Source organism: Alcanivorax sp. (assembly GCF_019431375.1).
Taxonomy (GTDB): Bacteria; Pseudomonadota; Gammaproteobacteria; order Pseudomonadales; family Alcanivoracaceae; genus Alcanivorax; species Alcanivorax jadensis_A.
Map to the genome: position 1 here is coordinate 1,302,310 of NZ_CP080267.1, position 17,112 is coordinate 1,319,421.

Here is a 17,112-nt window from a genome sequence, read left to right on the forward strand (position 1 = left end):
GTTATTGCTGGGACTGCCGGTGCTGACGCACCGCCTTTTCAATGGCCTTGATCACCGCAGGAGACGGCAGGTCGCCAGCGGGTGCCGGGGTCGCCGGCGCAGGGATGACTGCGGGCGCCTGCCCGAAGCGTTTCACCAGCACGGACATCAGCGATGTCACGGCCACGAGAATAATCAGAAAGGAAAAGACCACACCCATGCCGATCAGCATGAGCTCCAGGCCCTGGGCCATCAGTGTGTTCATGGAACACTCCTTTACGGTTCCGGTGGCGGTTTGCATTGCCGCAAACGAGAGCGGGACGGCCTGCCGAGTCAGCGGGTGTCCCCGGAGGCTCCCAGGGTTATTCGGGAGATTTCCGAGTCTTTCTCGTCGGTTTCTGGGAATGTAGAGGGATTGTCGACAACCTGCAATGAGACCTGTGTATGAGGGGGTGATCGATTTGATCAATGGATGCAGACAAGTCGGTGGCGGACACCGGCTGAAGACGGAAGTCGCAGGTTGTCTTTGCCCAGGCTGAAACGAAAAAGGGCCCGCTCATTAGCGGGCCCTTTTAGGGATATGGCGCACCGGGGAGGATTCGAACCCCCGACCTACTGGTTCGTAGCCAGTTGCTCTATCCAACTGAGCTACCGGTGCATGTCTCGTTGCTGTATCGCCCCGAGAGGCTGCGCATTATTCCGAAAGCCCTGCCGGGAGTCAAGCGCCTGTCGCTTAAAACTTCAGCAATCAGTCTTCTGCGGTTTCCATTTGTTTTTGCAGGTAATTTTCGATACCCACCAGCTTGATCAGACTGAGCTGGGTTTCCAGCCAATCGATGTGCTCTTCTTCGGATTCCAGGATGTCCTTGAGCAGGTTCCGGCTGATGTAATCCTGAATGGATTCGCAGTAGGCAATACCTTCGCGCAGATCCGGCACCGCCATCTTTTCCAGTTTCAGGTCACACTCCAGCATCTCTTTGGTGTTTTCACCAATCATCAGCTTGCCCAGGTCCTGCAGGTTGGGGATGCCTTCCAGAAAGAGGATGCGCTCTACCAGCCAGTCCGCGTGCTTCATCTCGTCGATGGACTCGTGGTATTCCTTTTCGTAGAGCGCCTGGAGGCCCCAGTCCTTGTACATTTTGGCATGCAGAAAGTACTGGTTGATGGCCACGAGCTCGTTGCCGAGTGCCCGGTTCAGGTACTCAATCGCCTTGGCGTCGCCTTTCATGGGGGTGTCTCCGTCCGATGAACTTGTGTCTAAACGTGGGTTAATCCCCATTGTTCAGCAAGCGGATGACAGAGACAAGGCAGGAATGCAAAAAAGCGCTTGCAATACAAGCGCTTATGTAAATGAGAACGATTAGTTATGCGGTTTGCGGCCAGTAGACCACCACACCGTCAGAAGAAGGGTGCGAGAAGGAGGGTGCCTCGTCTGCGCTACGGGCTTCACGCATCACTTGGCGGGCATGACGGGCACATTTACCACACTGACTTCCAACCCCAAGTTCCCGACGAAGATCACGCAGGCTGTCGCAGCCGTTGCCGACCGCTTCCCGTATATGGTTGTCAGTAATGCCCTTACAAATGCATACGTACATAAGATGCCATCCCTCAATCTCTAGTGGGCATGCTAACCCTAACGCGAATCATTATCAACTGCTTTCAAGAAAGGATCATTGGCCTGCCGGCATGTCGTCATGGTCAAGCCAGCCACCAGTCATTTTTTGCTTAGCCCTCCCCTCTTACCCTACTCCCACGGGCATGGTGCAGAGGAGCAGCCAGTCGCTCAGATCTGTTTTGCCTGGGACAGGAATCAAGGAGACTTGCGGTGACTCAGAGCGAGGAGCCACAGGGCTTCCGCCTGACCGTCGCCGAATTCCGTAGGGTGCACTGAGCCTAGGGCGAACTGCACCGATCCGGCGTTTGATGGTGCAGTTCGCCCTAGGCTCAGTGCACCCTACATTTTGTAAAGCCGCGGGATTTGCATTTCCGACCATAAAAAAGCCCCGCGATTGCGGGGCTTTTTCAAGTGAGTCCGGATCGTGAGATCAGGACGACTTTTTGGCGGCTGGACGCTTGGCTGCCGCTTTTTTCTTGGCCGGGCTCTTGCGAGTAGCGGCTTTTTTGGTGGCTGGCTTACGCTTGGCTGCGGCTTTCTTGCCAGGAGCCTTGGTCGCCGCTTTCTTGGCTGGCGCTTTGCGAGTGGCCGCTTTTTTACGAGTGGTGGTTTTTTTCTTTACTGCACGCTTGGCTTTGGCGGCTGCTTTCTTGGCAGCGGCCTTGGCCTTCTGCTCGGCTTTTTTCTGCTCGGCCTTGGCTTTTTTCGCCAGCTTGCGCTCGTGTTCACGCAGCTTGGTCTTCAGGTTGCGTTCGGCGGTGCGCAGTTTTTTCACCTCGCGGGTGACCACTTTTTTGGCCGCCTGGATTTCCGCACGAATCAGCTTGGCTTCACCACGCAGATCCTGCAGCTTCAAACGAACAGTATTCATGCGACCACGTGCCGTATCCACTGCACGCTTGGCAGCGGCGGTGGAAGAGGCCTTCGCTTTATCGCGTTTGGCGGCAACATCAGCACGCATCTTGGACAACTTGCCATTCTCGGTATCGATCTTGGCGCGGTGCTTGTCCAGTTTGGCCTGAGTCTGCTCGGCTTTTTTCTGTGCCTGGTCCACGGCTTTTTGCTGCAGCTTTACCTTGGATTCGGCGTTAGTGACGGACTTCGGCAGAGCCGGTGCTTTAGCAGCGGCTGCCTTCTTTGCTGCGGGCTTGCGCGCCGCAGTTTTTTTCGCGGCGGCTTTTTTTGCTCGAGCCATGATTGATCTCCTAAGCTATGGCGTTGTCATCAGTACTGCGACAATTCGAAAAATAGCATAAAAAAAAATCAGTTGGTACATTATTTGACCAATTCGTTTTTGTTTTTTTCATTTGCTGCTTTCCCTATTTCCCCGTGCCGCTTTTATGATTCCTTTTCTGTTTCTTCAAAAACATTTTCAGCAGGCCCTCTGATGGCCTGGCAAACGATCATGAAAACCGCACAGGAATATTTTTCCAGCTGATACAGCAGTTTTATTAAATTAAATCGAGACGGCTCTGGCACAGGCAAAAGCAGCAGAGGTATAAGTCAGGAAGGCAGCTAACAACAGTGCGGCAACTGCACCGACAAGGGTAATAAAGAAAAAGATATTGAGCGCGTTCCCGCAACAACCGCTTACCCATAGCGCCCTGCAACAACACCGCCGCCCGAGTTCTGTGTAGAAAAGTTACATTCCCGGGACTTTTTCAAAAAAACAGGCCTGAAAGGCGCAGCCGACTAACAGCAAGCCCGGCATGAACGCTTACGGTGCACACTGATAACCGCTCCCTGCTTTTCACTCAGGCAACCCCATGGAAACTTCCGGGTCGCTTCCTGAGGGTCAACGCCACAGTCTGCGAGACTGCCCGCCTATCCGTTGAACTATCTCGTCAGGCATGATTGCCCCCGGTTAAGAAGGCAGTCAAAGAAGGGAGTGAAAGGCGCAACAGGAAGCATGATCGCTTGCAGCGAATCACCAACTTAGCTCCGCGGCCGGCAGATGGCGGCTTCTTGGCATGGAAGGCGATATGCAAATTTTATTAACAGAAAAAGCCTCAGGAGAGAGCAATCGGCCCATACAGCCTGAAAGCCCGGCTCACCCGTATGAACAGTCCTGGATCCTGGTGGAGATGATAGCCATTACACACGGGGATGCGGGCACGGCCAAGCAGCAGGGGTGCTTACCCGCCTCCTGCCATCACGCCAGGGACAGTCGCCCACAAAAAAGGGAAGCCCTCAGGCTTCCCTTTTGTCGTCAATCGCCAGGTGTGGCGGCTCAGCCTTTCAGGGCGTCCAACACGCGATTGCGGATATCATCCACGGAGCCAACACCAGCCACGCGCACATAGCGTGGAGCCTTGGCATCGTCTTTCTTGGCCAAGTCCTGATAGAAATCTACCAGCGGGCGGGTCTGGGACTGATACACTTCAAGACGTTTGCGGACAGTCTCTTCCTTGTCGTCATCACGCTGAACCAGCTCTTCACCGGTTTCATCGTCTTTACCGTCTTCTTTCGGCGGGTTGTATTTGACGTGGTAAACCCGACCGGAGGAAGGATGAACGCGGCGACCGCTCAGACGCTCAATGATCTCTTCATCATCCACATCGATTTCAACCACGAAGTCGATATCCACGCCCTGCTCCACCAGCGCCTGCGCCTGGGGAATGGTGCGGGGGAACCCGTCGAACAGAAAACCGTTGGCGCAATCGTCTTGGCTGATACGCTCTTTGACCAGGCCCAGAATGATGTCATCGGATACCAGACCGCCGGCATCCATCACTTTCTTGGCTTCCAAACCCAGGGGAGTGCCTGCTTTAACAGCAGCGCGCAGCATGTCACCAGTGGAAATCTGAGGAATATTGAACTGTTCCTTGATGAACTGCGCCTGGGTGCCCTTGCCCGCACCGGGAGCACCAAGCAGGATGACACGCATAGGATTCTCCATCGTTCTGTGGTCGAAAAGGCACTGATCGTCAAAAGAAACGTTCTGTCACAAGCAGGCCCGGCCAGAGCTCCAGCCAAGGCGATAAAGCACAGCACCAGAAAACTGGTTCGGGCTTTTTAACGCAGAGCTGGGCACTTTGACGACGCGAAATTGTTGCAGAACCTTCCGTTTGACCCACTCAGGGGCCTCCGAAGGGGTGCAACTTTACCCTGAGGCCCCGTTCTTCACAAGTGATAGGAGGGTGCTACCTTGGTAGCACCCTTGGAAGAGAGTTGGATCAGGGGCGCTCAAGGACCAGCGCAGCCGGGCCATCCTGGGGCAGTTTCAGCGGCTTTACCGGGGCCATGATGGCAGCCTGGTCCACTGCCCCGCCGGGTGCCGGGGTGTAACGGGCGCCGATAACCAGCTCCGCAGTATCATCGGGGTAGCGTTGCAGCCAGTCCCGGGATGACAACGACACGGTGGCGGGGAAATGGGGCACCACCTGGCGACGGGCAGCGAGAGGCTGGCCACTACTGCCGGCTTCGCGGAGATAAACAAAGACCGTGCCTCCGGCGGGCAGATCATCCGCCTTAACGATTGCCTGGATATCCGCAAACTTTTCCTGGCGCGCCTTTTGCTGGCGGGCATTTTCCAGGCCCCGACGCAGCAGGTCACCGGTTTCACCCTCACTGTGCCGAGATAACAGGGCTTCCCAGCCCTGCTCGGCCAGGCTATAGCGCCCGGCCCGATCCGCGGACATGGCCAGCATCATCCAGGCACCATCGTGGGCGGGCTCCCGGTCCAGTACCCAACGCAATTCTGCCAGGGCCGGGTCAGTCAATTTGCCACCGGCTTTCTGGATCAGAGCCCTGGCCAGTAACAGATGCATGGCCGGCTCCTGCGGGCTCATGGCCACAGCCTTGCGGGCGGCCTCTTCACTCTGCTCCGGCGCACCGAGCTGATCGTACAGGGAACCCAGTGCGTACCAGCCCATGGCCGACGGATCCTTTACCAGCTCCGCCTGCAGGACACGCACCAGGGCACCGACAGGCACATCCGATGCGGCACGCTCCGGTGACTGGCCGGCAATAATGGCACGGGCCACTGACCGGTATTCCTGTTGGTCGGCGAGCCAATCACCGGTGTGTTCGTTGTAGCCGACCAGGCCATAACCGGCAGCAGCCAACAGCACCACGACCAGCGGGATACCAATGGCACCGCGCATTACCTTGCCCGCCTTGCGAGCTTCGCGTTGCCACAGCAGCCATATCAGGGCGCCAAGGGCTACCAGCAGGACCACCGCAATCACTATCCACATCATTTACCGGTCCCCCCCTGATTGATGTCACTGTCATCACTGGCATCACTGTCATCCACCCTGGCACTGGCGCGGCGCAGCAGCAGCACGATGACCACGGCGCCACTGCCCAACAACAACAAGGGCGCCAGCCAGAGAATGGAGGTGGTAGGCGTTACCGGGGGACGGTAGCTGACAAAATCGCCGTAACGGGCAACAAAGTAGTCCACGATCTCATCATTGCTTTTGCCTTCCTTGATCATGGTCTCGACCCGGGCGCGCATGTCCTGGGCAATGCCCGCATCGGAATCGGCAAGGCTCTGGTTTTGACATTTTGGGCAACGCAATTCATCCAGCAATATCCGGAAACGCTGTTCCTGCTCGGGGGTATCAAACTGATAAATATCGGTGGCGGCCATGGCCAACAGCGATACGCAAAGCAGAAAAGCGATACGCAGGATCTTCCTCATGCTTCGCCCCCCTGCTGGCGCTGGTCAAGCAAGGGCACAAATTTCTCCTGCCACACGCGCGCATTCAGGTCGCCGGCGTGGCGCAGCACAATCTCGCCGTCAGGATTGATCAGGAAGGTTTCCGGTGCGCCGTAAACGCCCAGATCCAGACCCAACTGACCATCTGCATCCACAATCACATGGGTGAAGGGGTTGCCGTGCTCTGCCAGATACTGGCGGGCCGGATCGCTGTCATCCTTGTAATTCAACCCGGCAATGGCAACACCCCGGGCGGCCAGTTCCAGCAGGAAGGGATGCTCCACATAACAGGTTGGGCACCAGGTGGCCCAGACATTGAGCAACTGCCAGCGTCCTTTCAGGGAATCTTGCGTCAGGGTCTCGTCGGTCATCAACGACGGCAGGCTGAAGGTCGGCACCGGTTTGCCCACCAGTGCCGATGGCAGCTCCTGCGGGTCACGACCCAGGCCACTGGCCAACAGCACCGCCAGCAACACAAAGCCGACCAGCGGCAGGAATACCCAGGGAGAATTAGCTTTCATGGGAGACTCCTTCTTCGCTGCTAGCAAATCGCTGGCGGCGGTAGCGCTTGTCGGACAGGGCCACGACGCCGCCCAGCGCCATGATCAGCGCTCCCAGCCAGATCCAGCGAATCCCGGGTTTGAAATAGATACGCACTGCCCAGGCATGACCATCATCCAGTGGCTCACCCATGGCCACATACAGGTCACGCCAGAAACCCGCATCGATGGCCGCTTCTGTCATTATCTGGCCACTGGCGTGATAGGTGCGTTTTTCCGGATGCATGATAGCTTCCGGTTCGCCTTTATGGGTGACGTGGAAGTGGCCCCGGGTGGCATCAAAGTTGGGGCCGTCGTAACGATCCATGCTGTCGAAGGTAAACTCATAATCACCGATTGCAGCCTGATCGCCCGGCCCCATGCGAATATCCCTTTCCACTTCATGGAAGCTCACCAGGGTAATACCGGCCACCAACACCGCCAGGCCACAGTGAGCCATGACCATGCCCCAGTAACCACGCCCCAGCTTGCCCAGGCCGGTAAAGACCCCCTGACCATAGGCTCTGGCCCGGCGCACCACGTCATCCATATGGGCAAACACCAGGAACAGGGCCAGCATGATGGCCAGCACACCCTGCCAGGGTGAGGGCTCGGGAAGCTGTGCGCCAAACCAGCCGGCGATGATCGCCGCCGGAGCCAGCAGAGCCATCCTTTTCAGCAGGCCGTTGCCATCCTGGCGCTTCCAGTTACTGAACACCCCCGGCACCATCAACAGGATCAACACCAGGGTCAGCGGCACGAAGAAACCATTGAAGTAAGGGCTGCGAATGGAGATCTTCAGATCCATGGCTTCGAAGAACAACGGGGCGATAGTGCCTACCAGCACCACAAAGGTGGCAGTGAGCAGAATCAGGTTGTTGCCCAGCAGAAAGGCTTCCCGAGACACCGGTTTGAAGCCCTTGTTATTGGTCAGGGCGGAGGACCGAAAGGCAAACAGGGTCAGCGCGCCACCCGCCACTACACTCAGGAAAACCAGAATAAAGGTGCCCCGCTCCGGATCATTGGCAAACGCATGCACCGAGGTCAGCACTCCGGAGCGAACCAGGAAGGTTCCCAGCAGACTCAGGGAGAACGCGATGATGGCAAGCAGCACGGTCCAGGCCCGGAACATGTTGCGTTTTTCCGTGACCGCCAGGGAATGAATCAGTGCAGTGCCCGCCAGCCACGGTAGCAGTGAGGCATTTTCTACCGGGTCCCAGAACCACCAACCGCCCCAGCCCAGTTCGTAATAGGCCCACCAGGAGCCCAGGGCGATGCCCACGGTGAGAAAGCTCCAGGCCACCGTGGTCCAGGGTCGGGCCCAGCGTGCCCAGGCCGGATCCATGTTGCCGGCCAGTAGCCCGGCCACAGCAAAGGCAAAGGCCACGGAGAATCCCACATAGCCCATATAAAGCATGGGCGGGTGAATGATCAGCCCCGGGTCCTGCAGCAACGGGTTAAGGTCTGCACCGTCCAGGGGGAACCAGGGCAGAACGCGATCAAAGGGATTGGAGGTAAGCAGCATGAACAGCAGAAAGCCCACCGAAATCATGCCCATGACTGACAACACCCGGGCCACCATGTGCAAGGGAACGCTGCGACTGAGCACCCCGACAATGGCCGCCCAGCCCGCCAACATCCAGCCCCACAGCAGCAGCGAGCCTTCATGGCCACCCCATATGGCAGACAGCCGATAGGCCAGCGGCAACGCGGAATTGCTGTGATTGGCCACATAGGCCACGGAGAAGTCGTTTATGTAGAAGCTATAGCCCAGGCTGACCATGGAGAGAGTCAGTGCCAACCACTGCACCCAGGCCAGCGGCCGGGCATACCATTGCAGAGCGAGGATGTTACGATGCACCCCGATTAACGGGAATATCGATAAACACAGGGCTGCAGCCAGTGCCAACCACAGGGATAGATGCCCGATTTCTGCCGCCACAAGAGCTCCTCAATCCGCTTTTTACTGTCCGATGCCTGTCAAACCGCCGTTACGCGCGGTCCGGCGCGCATAGCATCGGTACATGGTCCGGCAATTGCAAGTCCGTGGCGTGGAGGGAGCCACTGAACAACTCAAGGCAATTTCAGCGGCTCCCGAGCCGCAATTGATCCTCAGGAAGCATAGACCAGCGTCTTTATTGTCCGTTCATCGGTCATTTTCGGTAAAGCCATCCTTTCGACATATTTTGAGACGCTTGCTATTCGTATGCTTTCACTTGGCTTTGCTAGTATGCGTTCGATCATGACACCGTAAGATCGTCATAACGGTGAAGATAAAACGTCATAAATCATCCATATACTCGGAATGTGCCATCGGGCCTTCACGGAGTAAGACTTTGAGCTCTACAACAGAACAGAAATCCTCCTACGATCGCGAGGACCTGCTTGCCTGCGCCCACGGCGAGCTTTTCGGGCCCGGCAATGCCCGCCTGCCTCTGCCAAACATGCTGATGATGGATCGTATCACCCATATCAGTGATCAGGGCGGCAAGTACGGTAAAGGCGAAATCATCGCTGAGCTGGATATTCGCCCGGACCTGTGGTTTTTCGAATGCCACTTCGAGAGTGACCCGGTAATGCCCGGCTGCCTGGGCCTGGATGCCACCTGGCAGTTGCTGGGCTTTTTACTGGGTTGGCTGGGCCATCCGGGCCGCGGCCGCGCCCTGGGCGTGGGGAGTGTGAAGTTCTCCGGGCAAATTCTGCCCACCGCCAAGAAGGTAACCTATAGACTGGATGTGAAACGGGTGATTTCCCGCAAGCTGATTCTCGGCATTGCCGATGCCACCGTCAGTGTGGACGGCAAGGACATCTACCTTGCCGAAGACCTGCGCGTGGGCCTGTTCACTTCCACCGACGGATTTTAGGAGTCAATCATGCGCCGCGTAGTCATCACAGGAATGGGCATTGTCTCCTGCCTGGGCAACGATGCCGACAGCGTCACCCGGTCCCTGCGTGAAGGCCGTTCCGGCATTCGCTTCAAGGAAGAGTATAAAGAGCTGGGCATGCGTAGCCATGTCGCCGGCACGCCGGACATCGCGCTGGACGACTTCATTGACCGCAAACCCCGCCGTTTCATGGGGGATGCTGCTGCCTATGCCTATATCGCCATGCAACAGGCGATCAACGATGCGGGGCTGGAGGAAGATCAGGTCAGCAACGAGCGTACCGGCCTGGTTGCCGGCTCCGGTGGCCACTCCTCCTTCAATCAGGTGGAAGCGGCTGACATCGCCCGCAATCGCGGCGTAAAACGTGTTGGCCCCTATATGGTGCCACGGGTGATGGCCTCTACCGTTTCTGCTTGCCTCGCCACGCCTTTCAAGATCAAGGGCATCAACTACTCCATTGCTTCGGCCTGTGCTACCAGTGCCCACTGTATCGGCAACGCGGTAGAGCAGATTCAACTGGGCAAGCAAGATGTGGTTTTTGCCGGTGGCGGTGAAGAGGAGCACTGGACTCTGAGCTGTTTGTTCGACGGCATGGGCGCCCTCTCCAGCAAGTACAACGACACGCCGGAAACTGCTTCCCGGGCTTACGATGCCAGCCGCGACGGCTTTGTCATCGCCGGCGGTGGCGGCATGGTGGTGGTCGAAGAACTGGAGCATGCCAAGGCACGCGGCGCAAAAATTTACGCGGAAGTGATCGGCTACGGCGCCACCAGCGACGGCCATGACATGGTCGCCCCCAACGGCGAAGGCGCCGCCCGCTGCATGCGCCAGGCTCTGGCCACCATGGATGGCCAGGTGGATTACATCAATGCCCACGGCACCAGCACCCCGGTGGGCGATGTGGCCGAGCTGAAAGCCATTCGTGAAGTGTTCGGCGACAATTGCCCGGACATCGGCTCCACCAAGAGCCTGTCTGGTCACAGCCTGGGCGCCGCCGGGGTTCACGAAGCCATCTACAGCCTGCTGATGATGCAGCATGACTTCACCGCCCTGAGCGCCAATATCGAAACTCTGGATGAAAAGGCGGAAGGACTGCCGATTCTGGTGCAGGGCAAGGATAGCGGCCCAGCCACCGTGCTGAGCAACAGCTTTGGTTTTGGTGGCACCAATGCCAGCCTGGTACTGCGCAAGTGGGAAGAGTGAGAAAGGCAGTGAATAGTTAACAATTAATAGTTAACAGCGGAAAAGAGCTCGGCATTGCCGGGCTCTTTTTATTTGGGGTATTTGTTTTTGCAAGGCCGCCTTGCATCGCTTCGAGTCCACGAAAACCTTCCTTTATTCGTAGGGTGCACTGAGCCTAAGCGAACTTCACCAATCCGGCGTTTGATGGTGCAGTTCGCTTAGGCTCAGTGCACCCTACATTTTGGAAATCGGCCGGTGTTTGCAATCCAAAAAAAAGCCTCCGGGGAGGAGGCTTGAAAATACCGTCACAGCTACTCCTGCCGAGGCAGGTCCCGAGCCTGATGACGATAGGCACACAATGTTCAGCAATCAGAACCAGCGGCTTTCCATATTGATAAAGGTGTCGTCGGCATCGATCAGCCGTTGCGCATCCAGTTCCACGCGGGGCAGTTCCCAGTGGAAAAAGAACTGAGCCGCCTGCAATTTTCCTTGTGCAAAATCCGCGTCTTCTGGCGCACTCAAAGCGGCAGCCGCATTGGCCTGTCGCAACCACATCCAGGCAGCCACGATATGCCCCATCAGTTGCAGGTAGGCATTGGCATTGGACAGGGCCATGCGCGGCCCCTGCTCTGCCATTAGCCTACCGACGGCGGCGGTGGCCGCTTCCACGCGGGGCAGCATGGCTTTCAGGGCCTCGGCAAACGGCTGACAACGCTCATCGGTAGTGCGATCCACATCGGCCAGGATTCGCTGGGCCAGCAGTTGCAGCCCCTTGCCATTGGCCATCCACACCTTGCGGCCCAACAGGTCCATGCCCTGCACACCGGTGGTGCCTTCGTGAATGGGATTGAGTCGGTTGTCACGCCACACCTGTTCCACCGGGTATTCGCGGGTATAACCAGCACCACCAAACACCTGGATAGCCATGTCGTTAGCTTTGACACCGAACTCCGAGGGCCAGCTTTTCAGTACCGGCGTGAGAAGATCCAGCAGCAGATGGGCATCCTTCGCCGCTGCCTCATCACCAGTCTCGATGTCATCCACCAGACGGTAGCCATAGAAACTCATGGCGATGGCCGCTTCCGCGTAGGCCTTTTGGGTCAGCAGCAGACGCTTCACATCCGCGTGTTCAATGATGGGGACCTGCGGTTTGCTGAAATCCGCGTCGTCCGGGTGCCGGCCCTGCAAGCGATCGCGGGCGTAATCCAGCGCAAAACGATAGCCCCGGTAGCCCAGCACGGCGGCACCAAAGCCCACCCCTACCCGGGCTTCATTCATCATCTGGAACATGTAACGCAGGCCCTGATGGGGCTCGCCCACCAGATAACCGTGGCAGTCATCATTATCGCCAAAGGTCAGCGCGGTGCTGGTGGTGCCACGGTAGCCGAGCTTATGGATGAGGCCGGCAAGTATTACGTCGTTGCGTTCACCGGAATTGCCGTAGGCATCGAGACGATATTTGGGTACCACAAACAGGGAAATACCCTTCACCCCTTCCGGGCCACCGGGAATCTTGGCCAGCACCAGGTGGACAATATTTTCCGCCAGTTCGTTATCACCGCCGGAAATAAAGATTTTGTTGCCCTTGAGACGATAGCTGCCGTCCTCCTGGGGCACCGCACGGGTGCGGATATCGGCCAGGGATGAGCCGGCATGGGGCTCGGTCAGCGCCATGGTGCCGGTAAAGCGCCCCGCCATCATCGGCTCCAGAAACTGTGATTTCAGGGTATCACTGGCAAAATTGCGGATCACATTGGCCGCCGCTGACGTCAGAAACGCATAGCCGGTAGAGCTGGGGTTCACGCAGGTGAACATGCCCTTGCAGGCCGCCGCCGCAATCTCTGGCAGCTGCATGCCGCCTTCTTCAAAGCTGGCCCGCGAAGACAGGAAGCCCGCATTGATATAAGCATCAAATGCGTCTTTCACTTCCGGGCGCATCACTACCTTGCCGTCTACAAAAGCAGGCTCTTCCTTATCGGCCAGGCTGTTGTGGTTGGCGAATTTTTCCCGGGCCAGCTTCTCCGCGGTATCCAGTGCTGCTTCGATCGTCTCACGGCTGTGTTCTTGGAAACGGGGACGCTGAAACAGGGTGTCGGTGTCCAGCACCTCGAACAGCTGAAAACTGAGATCACGACGATCGAGAATCACATCACTCACGGTTTGGCTCCGGTTAATTCAGGTGGAACAGCTTGCCATCCCCCTTGCTGATCTGGCATTGTCGCCTATGACTAATTCATGGTGGAATACGACACGATGTATCGAGTAGCCGTATTAGCCTTCGATGGCGTTTTTGCCTCCGCCCTCACCGGGGTGGTGGATTTGTTCAACCTGACCGGGGTGACCTGGAACCGCATCCACGACCAGCCACTGAACCGGCAATTCGAGGTGAAAGTGGTTTCCCGGGGCGGTAACCCGGTGCGCTGCACCAACGGCATCCGCATGGCGGTGGACTGCTCCCTGGAGCAACTGGATCAGGCTGACCTGGTGATCGTGCCGACCATCGGCGGCAAGCTGGAAACGGTACTGGCCCAGGAGCAGGAGGTATTGCCCTGGCTACGTTTCCTGTATCAGGGCGGTGCAGATCTGGCCAGCAACTGTACCGGTGCCTTCCTGCTTGCCGAAGCCGGCCTGCTGGACGGCAAGACCGCGACCACCCACTGGGGCTTCAGCCAGCAGTTCCGCCATCACTATCCCCAGGTCAAACTCAACGAACGCGAACTAATCACCCGCGATGGCAATATTTTTTGCGCCGGCGGAGGTACCGCCTGGCGGGATCTGACCATCCTGTTGGTGGAGCGCTATTGTGGCGCCGACCTTGCCCGGGAGTTGGCGCGAGCCTTTGTCATTGATGTGCGCAATGACCTGCAAAGTATCTACGCCGGCCTGCCCGCCCACAGCTACCACCAGGATGACCAGGTACAGACCATCCAGGCCTGGATCCATGAGCACTACAAGGAAAGTACCAGCCTGGGCCAGCTGGCAGAAATGGTACATCTGAGCCCGCGCCAGCTGCAGCGCCGTTTCACCACCACTCTGGGCGAACCACCGCTGCAATACCTGCAGCGGGTTCGCATCGAGGCAGCCCGCAAGATGCTGGAACGTGGCACTAATAACCTGGCCAAACTGTCCGAGCAGGTGGGCTATCAGGACGTGAGCAGTTTCTCCCGTCTGTTCAAACGCCATACCGGCCTGTCGCCCAGCCATTACCGGCAACGCTTTGCCCGTACCGGAGCCCTTACAGACTGAAAGGACGCCCCTGGCGACCAACGTGAAGAACCTTGACGGCATCTTGACGACTCGGGCCTGATGATGGCCATAACTACAAAGGAGAAAGCCCGTGGAAAACCTGTCCATCTTACTCGTGGAAGACCATCGCCAACTGGCCCAGACTGTGGTGGAATTTCTGGAACAGGAAGGTGCCACGGTGGACTATGCCGGCAACACCAGCCTGGCCCGGGAACTGGTCCAGGAGCATCATTACGACCTGATGCTGCTGGATGTGATGCTGCCCGGCGAAGACGGCTACAGCTTCTGCCAATACCTGCGTAAGGATCTGTCCCTGGATCTGCCGGTAATCTTCATGACAGCCCGCGATCAGCTGGAAGACAAGCTGGAAGGTTTCGACCGGGGTGGCGACGACTATATCGTCAAACCCTTTGCGCTGCCGGAACTGGCAGCCCGGGTCTCCGCTCTGGTTCGCCGCCAACGCAAGGAAGTCACCGCCAACACCTTGCAGGTGGCAGATCTGGAACTGGACCCGGCCCGGCAGGAAGTCCGTCGCGACGGCCAGTTATTGAAACTGTCTCCCACCGCCTTCCGGATCCTGCGCATCCTGATGCGTGAGTCCCCCAAGGTGGTCAGCCGTGAACAGCTGGAGCATGAACTCTGGGGGGATCTGGTGCCGGATTCCGATGCCCTGCGCAGCCACTTGTATAATCTGCGCAAGGCGGTGGACAAGCCCTTTGATAATGCCTTGCTCAATACTCTGCCCGGTGTCGGCTTCAGCATTCAGGAAGATCGCCCCACAGCCGGATAGTTGGTCTCTGGAAAGCGCCCTGTCTACGACAGGGCTTGCACTCTGTGCCTCAAGAGCCTGACAATGTGCAAAAATAACAATATGCCTAGCCCCTTATGTCTGCCGACGTGATCACTCTGCCAGCCTATACCAACTGCCAATCGCTGCTTGATGCGCATCTGGCCGAACTGCAAAAACGGTTCGGCATGACCACATGGATGATTACTCGCCTAAGCGGAGAAGACCTGGTGCTGTTGCGCGTGAGAGACGGTCATTATGGCTTGCAGCGGGGGGATCGACTGCGCCATCGGAACAGCTACTGCGTGCGGATGGTTGAGCTGGGCAAGCCTTGCATTGTCTCCGATGTGAGCGCTCATCCGGATTTTCCACTGGGTCCAGTCGATGAGTCCCTGGATGTTGCTGCCTACATCGGCTTCCCCCTGGTGGACGGTGAGAATCGCCTGTTCGGCACCCTTTGCGCATTCGATCCCCAGGCCCAGCCTGCCAGCCTGGAAGCAGCCCTGCCTGCCCTTACCCACGACGCCGCCCTGATCAGTTTTCTGCTCAACAACGCGGTGCGAGAAGCCAGGGAAAAACGACTGACCACTTTTGTGGAGCACCCGGACCGATGTGACGACACCGGATTGCCAGGCAAGGAAGGCTGGAAGGATATTTGCCGGCAGGAAGCCAGCAACTGTCGGGATTTTGGTCTGGAAGCGTCAGTGCTGTATTTACAGGCACCGGAAGACGGTAGCAGCCTGACACTTGCCGATTCCCTGGCCGCGCTGCTGCGTGAGCAGGACAGCATTGCCCACCTGGGAAACAACCGCTTCGGCATTCTTCTTGCCGACACCAACGAGGAAAAATCCTCCCGCGTGGCAGATCGTATTCGTGACGCACTTAATGCCAAACAATTGCTGGTACGTATCGATCGGGAAAAGCTGATCAGCGGCTAGGAAAAACGGATCGCCACTTCCGTACCACGGCCGGGGGCGCTGGTTACCATCAGATGCCAGTGATAGCGCTCACACAGGCGTTGTACGATAGCCAGCCCCAGGCCGTGGCCGGCCTCCTGACTTTGCCCGCGCTCGAAAGGTTTTAGAATCCGCGCCAACTCATCCGCATCCATCCCCGCGCCATAATCCACCACGTGCACGGTGTTTTCCGCCACCAGGATGGTGACGTCGCCGGAGCCGCTGTAGTTGATGGCATTGCGCACCAGGTTGGTGAGCACAATGGTCAACGCCACTTCCGGACTATGGACTGTTAACAAGGCAGTCTGGCGCACCTGCAAGCGAATCTGCTTGCGGTCGGCCAGCGGGCTGAGGCGTTCCATCAGATTCACCGCCAGATCGTTGACGATCACATCCTCGCTGTCCGGCTGGCGCTGTTCCGTACGAGCCAGCATCAGCAACGTTTCCAGTGTCGCCTCCATGTCTTCCACGGTATCTTCCATGCGGCGAATCAATGGCCGATCCCCGATCTGACTAACCAGCAATTCCAGGTTGGCACGGAACACCGCCAGCGGCGTGCGCAGCTCATGACTGGCATCACGGGTGAACTGCCGCTCGCGCTCCACGAAGCTCACCAGCCTGTCCGCATAGGCATCCAGGGCGGCCACCAGCACCGCCACTTCGCTGTCCGTATCCGCATCAATGCCACTGAGGTCCGGCCGCGCAATGCTGGGATCTTCCACCGGGGTGTGCCGTAAACGGTCGGCAAGCTGTACCAGTGGCGACAACAGGTCGCGGGATTTTTTCCAGCCCAGAAAGGAGGTGATATAGATCACCAGCAGCACGCCCGTCAGCGGCAGAATACCGAACAGGAATGCCAGCACCGATACCCGCTTTTCATCGAAAATCAGGTAGAGCCGGGCATCCTCTTGCCGTTCGATATAGACAATCGGGCGCTCGCCGGCCAGGTCCACCCGCTGGTAACCATCTGGCAAGGACTGCAGCACCTGCGGGATATCATCTTTCACATCCTCACTAGTCAACAGCCCCAAAAGATGGCGGGTATTGGGACGTGGTTGCGTTGGGTTCTCATCCAGCAGGCTCCAGTAGTGCTCGGCTTCCTTGATCAACGCCTGCTTGACCAGTACCTGCTCGATAATGTTGGCCGTGGCCCACACCCCCAGCACCGTAGCCAGACTGATAAGCAACAGCTGCAACAGATAGACACGGGTAATACGATGCTGGACGCCGGTTTTCTTCATGCAGGATGCTCAA

General features: G+C 57.8%; 16 protein-coding genes and 1 tRNA gene. 5 read left to right on the forward strand and 12 right to left on the reverse strand.

Annotated features, from left to right (window positions below; translation table 11 throughout):
• Position 1 precedes the first annotated feature (1 nt).
• The 10 genes from KZ772_RS05945 to KZ772_RS05990 all read right to left on the reverse strand — a co-directional run bounded on the left by KZ772_RS05945 (position 2) and on the right by KZ772_RS05990 (position 8,744).
• Entirely contained in the window at positions 2–244 is a 243-nt protein-coding gene (locus tag KZ772_RS05945) for an OadG family transporter subunit (RefSeq protein ID WP_290538902.1), read from the reverse strand.
• Between the two features lie 316 nt (positions 245–560).
• Positions 561–637: transfer RNA gene (locus KZ772_RS05950), tRNA-Arg, on the reverse strand.
• Between the two features lie 90 nt (positions 638–727).
• The gene (bfr, locus tag KZ772_RS05955; RefSeq protein WP_063509138.1) at positions 728–1,207 is read right to left on the reverse strand and encodes a bacterioferritin; all 480 of its coding nucleotides are present in this window, start codon (positions 1,205–1,207) and stop codon (positions 728–730) included.
• 136 nt (positions 1,208–1,343) lie between these two features.
• Entirely contained in the window at positions 1,344–1,577 is a 234-nt protein-coding gene (locus KZ772_RS05960) for a bacterioferritin-associated ferredoxin (RefSeq protein WP_082844720.1), read from the reverse strand.
• Between the two features lie 450 nt (positions 1,578–2,027).
• Positions 2,028–2,792, reverse strand: coding sequence for a hypothetical protein (locus KZ772_RS05965; protein WP_290538903.1), 765 nt, complete (start codon positions 2,790–2,792; stop codon positions 2,028–2,030).
• Between the two features lie 1,035 nt (positions 2,793–3,827).
• A complete protein-coding gene (gene adk, locus KZ772_RS05970) occupies positions 3,828–4,484 on the reverse strand; it encodes an adenylate kinase (protein WP_290538904.1) in 657 nt (218 codons plus the stop codon).
• A gap of 289 nt (positions 4,485–4,773) precedes the next feature.
• Complete coding sequence (locus KZ772_RS05975; RefSeq protein ID WP_290538905.1) at positions 4,774–5,799, reverse strand: tetratricopeptide repeat protein; 1,026 nt, start codon at positions 5,797–5,799, stop codon at positions 4,774–4,776.
• Complete coding sequence (locus KZ772_RS05980; protein WP_290538906.1) at positions 5,796–6,245, reverse strand: cytochrome c-type biogenesis protein; 450 nt, start codon at positions 6,243–6,245, stop codon at positions 5,796–5,798. Before KZ772_RS05980 ends, KZ772_RS05975 begins: the two co-directional genes overlap by 4 nt.
• Complete coding sequence (locus KZ772_RS05985; protein ID WP_290538907.1) at positions 6,242–6,784, reverse strand: DsbE family thiol:disulfide interchange protein; 543 nt, start codon at positions 6,782–6,784, stop codon at positions 6,242–6,244. The genes KZ772_RS05980 and KZ772_RS05985 overlap by 4 nt, the downstream gene beginning before the upstream one ends.
• On the reverse strand, positions 6,774–8,744 hold the full coding sequence (locus tag KZ772_RS05990) for a heme lyase CcmF/NrfE family subunit (protein WP_290538908.1): 1,971 nt from the start codon (positions 8,742–8,744) through the stop codon (positions 6,774–6,776). Before KZ772_RS05990 ends, KZ772_RS05985 begins: the two co-directional genes overlap by 11 nt.
• Before the next feature lie 394 nt (positions 8,745–9,138).
• Here KZ772_RS05990 and fabA point away from each other — a divergent pair, with 394 nt between their 5' ends.
• Positions 9,139–9,666: a 3-hydroxyacyl-[acyl-carrier-protein] dehydratase FabA gene (gene fabA, locus KZ772_RS05995; protein WP_290538909.1), complete on the forward strand. Its 528-nt coding sequence runs from the start codon at positions 9,139–9,141 to the stop codon at positions 9,664–9,666.
• Between the two features lie 9 nt (positions 9,667–9,675).
• Positions 9,676–10,890: a beta-ketoacyl-ACP synthase I gene (gene fabB, locus KZ772_RS06000; RefSeq protein ID WP_290538910.1), complete on the forward strand. Its 1,215-nt coding sequence runs from the start codon at positions 9,676–9,678 to the stop codon at positions 10,888–10,890.
• A 348-nt stretch (positions 10,891–11,238) separates the two neighbouring features.
• Here the strand turns inward: fabB and KZ772_RS06005 are convergent, their stop codons facing one another.
• A complete protein-coding gene (locus KZ772_RS06005) occupies positions 11,239–13,026 on the reverse strand; it encodes an acyl-CoA dehydrogenase (RefSeq protein WP_290538911.1) in 1,788 nt (595 codons plus the stop codon).
• Positions 13,027–13,104: 78 nt separating this feature from the next.
• Between KZ772_RS06005 and KZ772_RS06010 the strand changes: the two genes are divergently transcribed.
• The 3 genes from KZ772_RS06010 (at position 13,105) to KZ772_RS06020 (ending at position 15,840) form a co-directional block, all read left to right on the forward strand.
• On the forward strand, positions 13,105–14,115 hold the full coding sequence (locus KZ772_RS06010) for a helix-turn-helix domain-containing protein (RefSeq protein WP_290538912.1): 1,011 nt from the start codon (positions 13,105–13,107) through the stop codon (positions 14,113–14,115).
• 100 nt (positions 14,116–14,215) lie between these two features.
• Positions 14,216–14,905 carry a response regulator transcription factor gene (locus KZ772_RS06015; RefSeq protein WP_290539519.1) on the forward strand — a complete coding sequence of 230 codons (690 nt, stop codon included), beginning with the start codon at positions 14,216–14,218 and terminating at the stop codon, positions 14,903–14,905.
• Between the two features lie 95 nt (positions 14,906–15,000).
• Positions 15,001–15,840, forward strand: coding sequence for a GAF domain-containing protein (locus tag KZ772_RS06020; RefSeq protein ID WP_290538913.1), 840 nt, complete (start codon positions 15,001–15,003; stop codon positions 15,838–15,840).
• Here KZ772_RS06020 and KZ772_RS06025 read toward each other — a convergent pair.
• Entirely contained in the window at positions 15,837–17,099 is a 1,263-nt protein-coding gene (locus KZ772_RS06025) for a HAMP domain-containing sensor histidine kinase (RefSeq protein ID WP_290538914.1), read from the reverse strand. The two genes, KZ772_RS06020 and KZ772_RS06025, sit on opposite strands and share 4 nt — an antisense overlap.
• Positions 17,100–17,112: the final 13 nt, after the last annotated feature.

Coding starts and splice junctions, on each gene's coding strand:
- KZ772_RS06025 (WP_290538914.1), bottom strand. CDS start 17,099: ATGAAGAAAACCGGCGTCCAGCATCGTATTACCCGTGTCTATCTGTTG.
- KZ772_RS06020 (WP_290538913.1), top strand. CDS start 15,001: ATGTCTGCCGACGTGATCACTCTGCCAGCCTATACCAACTGCCAATCG.
- adk (WP_290538904.1), bottom strand. CDS start 4,484: ATGCGTGTCATCCTGCTTGGTGCTCCCGGTGCGGGCAAGGGCACCCAG.
- KZ772_RS05975 (WP_290538905.1), bottom strand. CDS start 5,799: ATGATGTGGATAGTGATTGCGGTGGTCCTGCTGGTAGCCCTTGGCGCC.
- KZ772_RS05985 (WP_290538907.1), bottom strand. CDS start 6,784: ATGAAAGCTAATTCTCCCTGGGTATTCCTGCCGCTGGTCGGCTTTGTG.
- KZ772_RS06010 (WP_290538912.1), top strand. CDS start 13,105: ATGGTGGAATACGACACGATGTATCGAGTAGCCGTATTAGCCTTCGAT.
- fabB (WP_290538910.1), top strand. CDS start 9,676: ATGCGCCGCGTAGTCATCACAGGAATGGGCATTGTCTCCTGCCTGGGC.
- KZ772_RS05945 (WP_290538902.1), bottom strand. CDS start 244: ATGAACACACTGATGGCCCAGGGCCTGGAGCTCATGCTGATCGGCATG.
- bfr (WP_063509138.1), bottom strand. CDS start 1,207: ATGAAAGGCGACGCCAAGGCGATTGAGTACCTGAACCGGGCACTCGGC.
- KZ772_RS05960 (WP_082844720.1), bottom strand. CDS start 1,577: ATGTACGTATGCATTTGTAAGGGCATTACTGACAACCATATACGGGAA.
- KZ772_RS05965 (WP_290538903.1), bottom strand. CDS start 2,792: ATGGCTCGAGCAAAAAAAGCCGCCGCGAAAAAAACTGCGGCGCGCAAG.
- KZ772_RS05980 (WP_290538906.1), bottom strand. CDS start 6,245: ATGAGGAAGATCCTGCGTATCGCTTTTCTGCTTTGCGTATCGCTGTTG.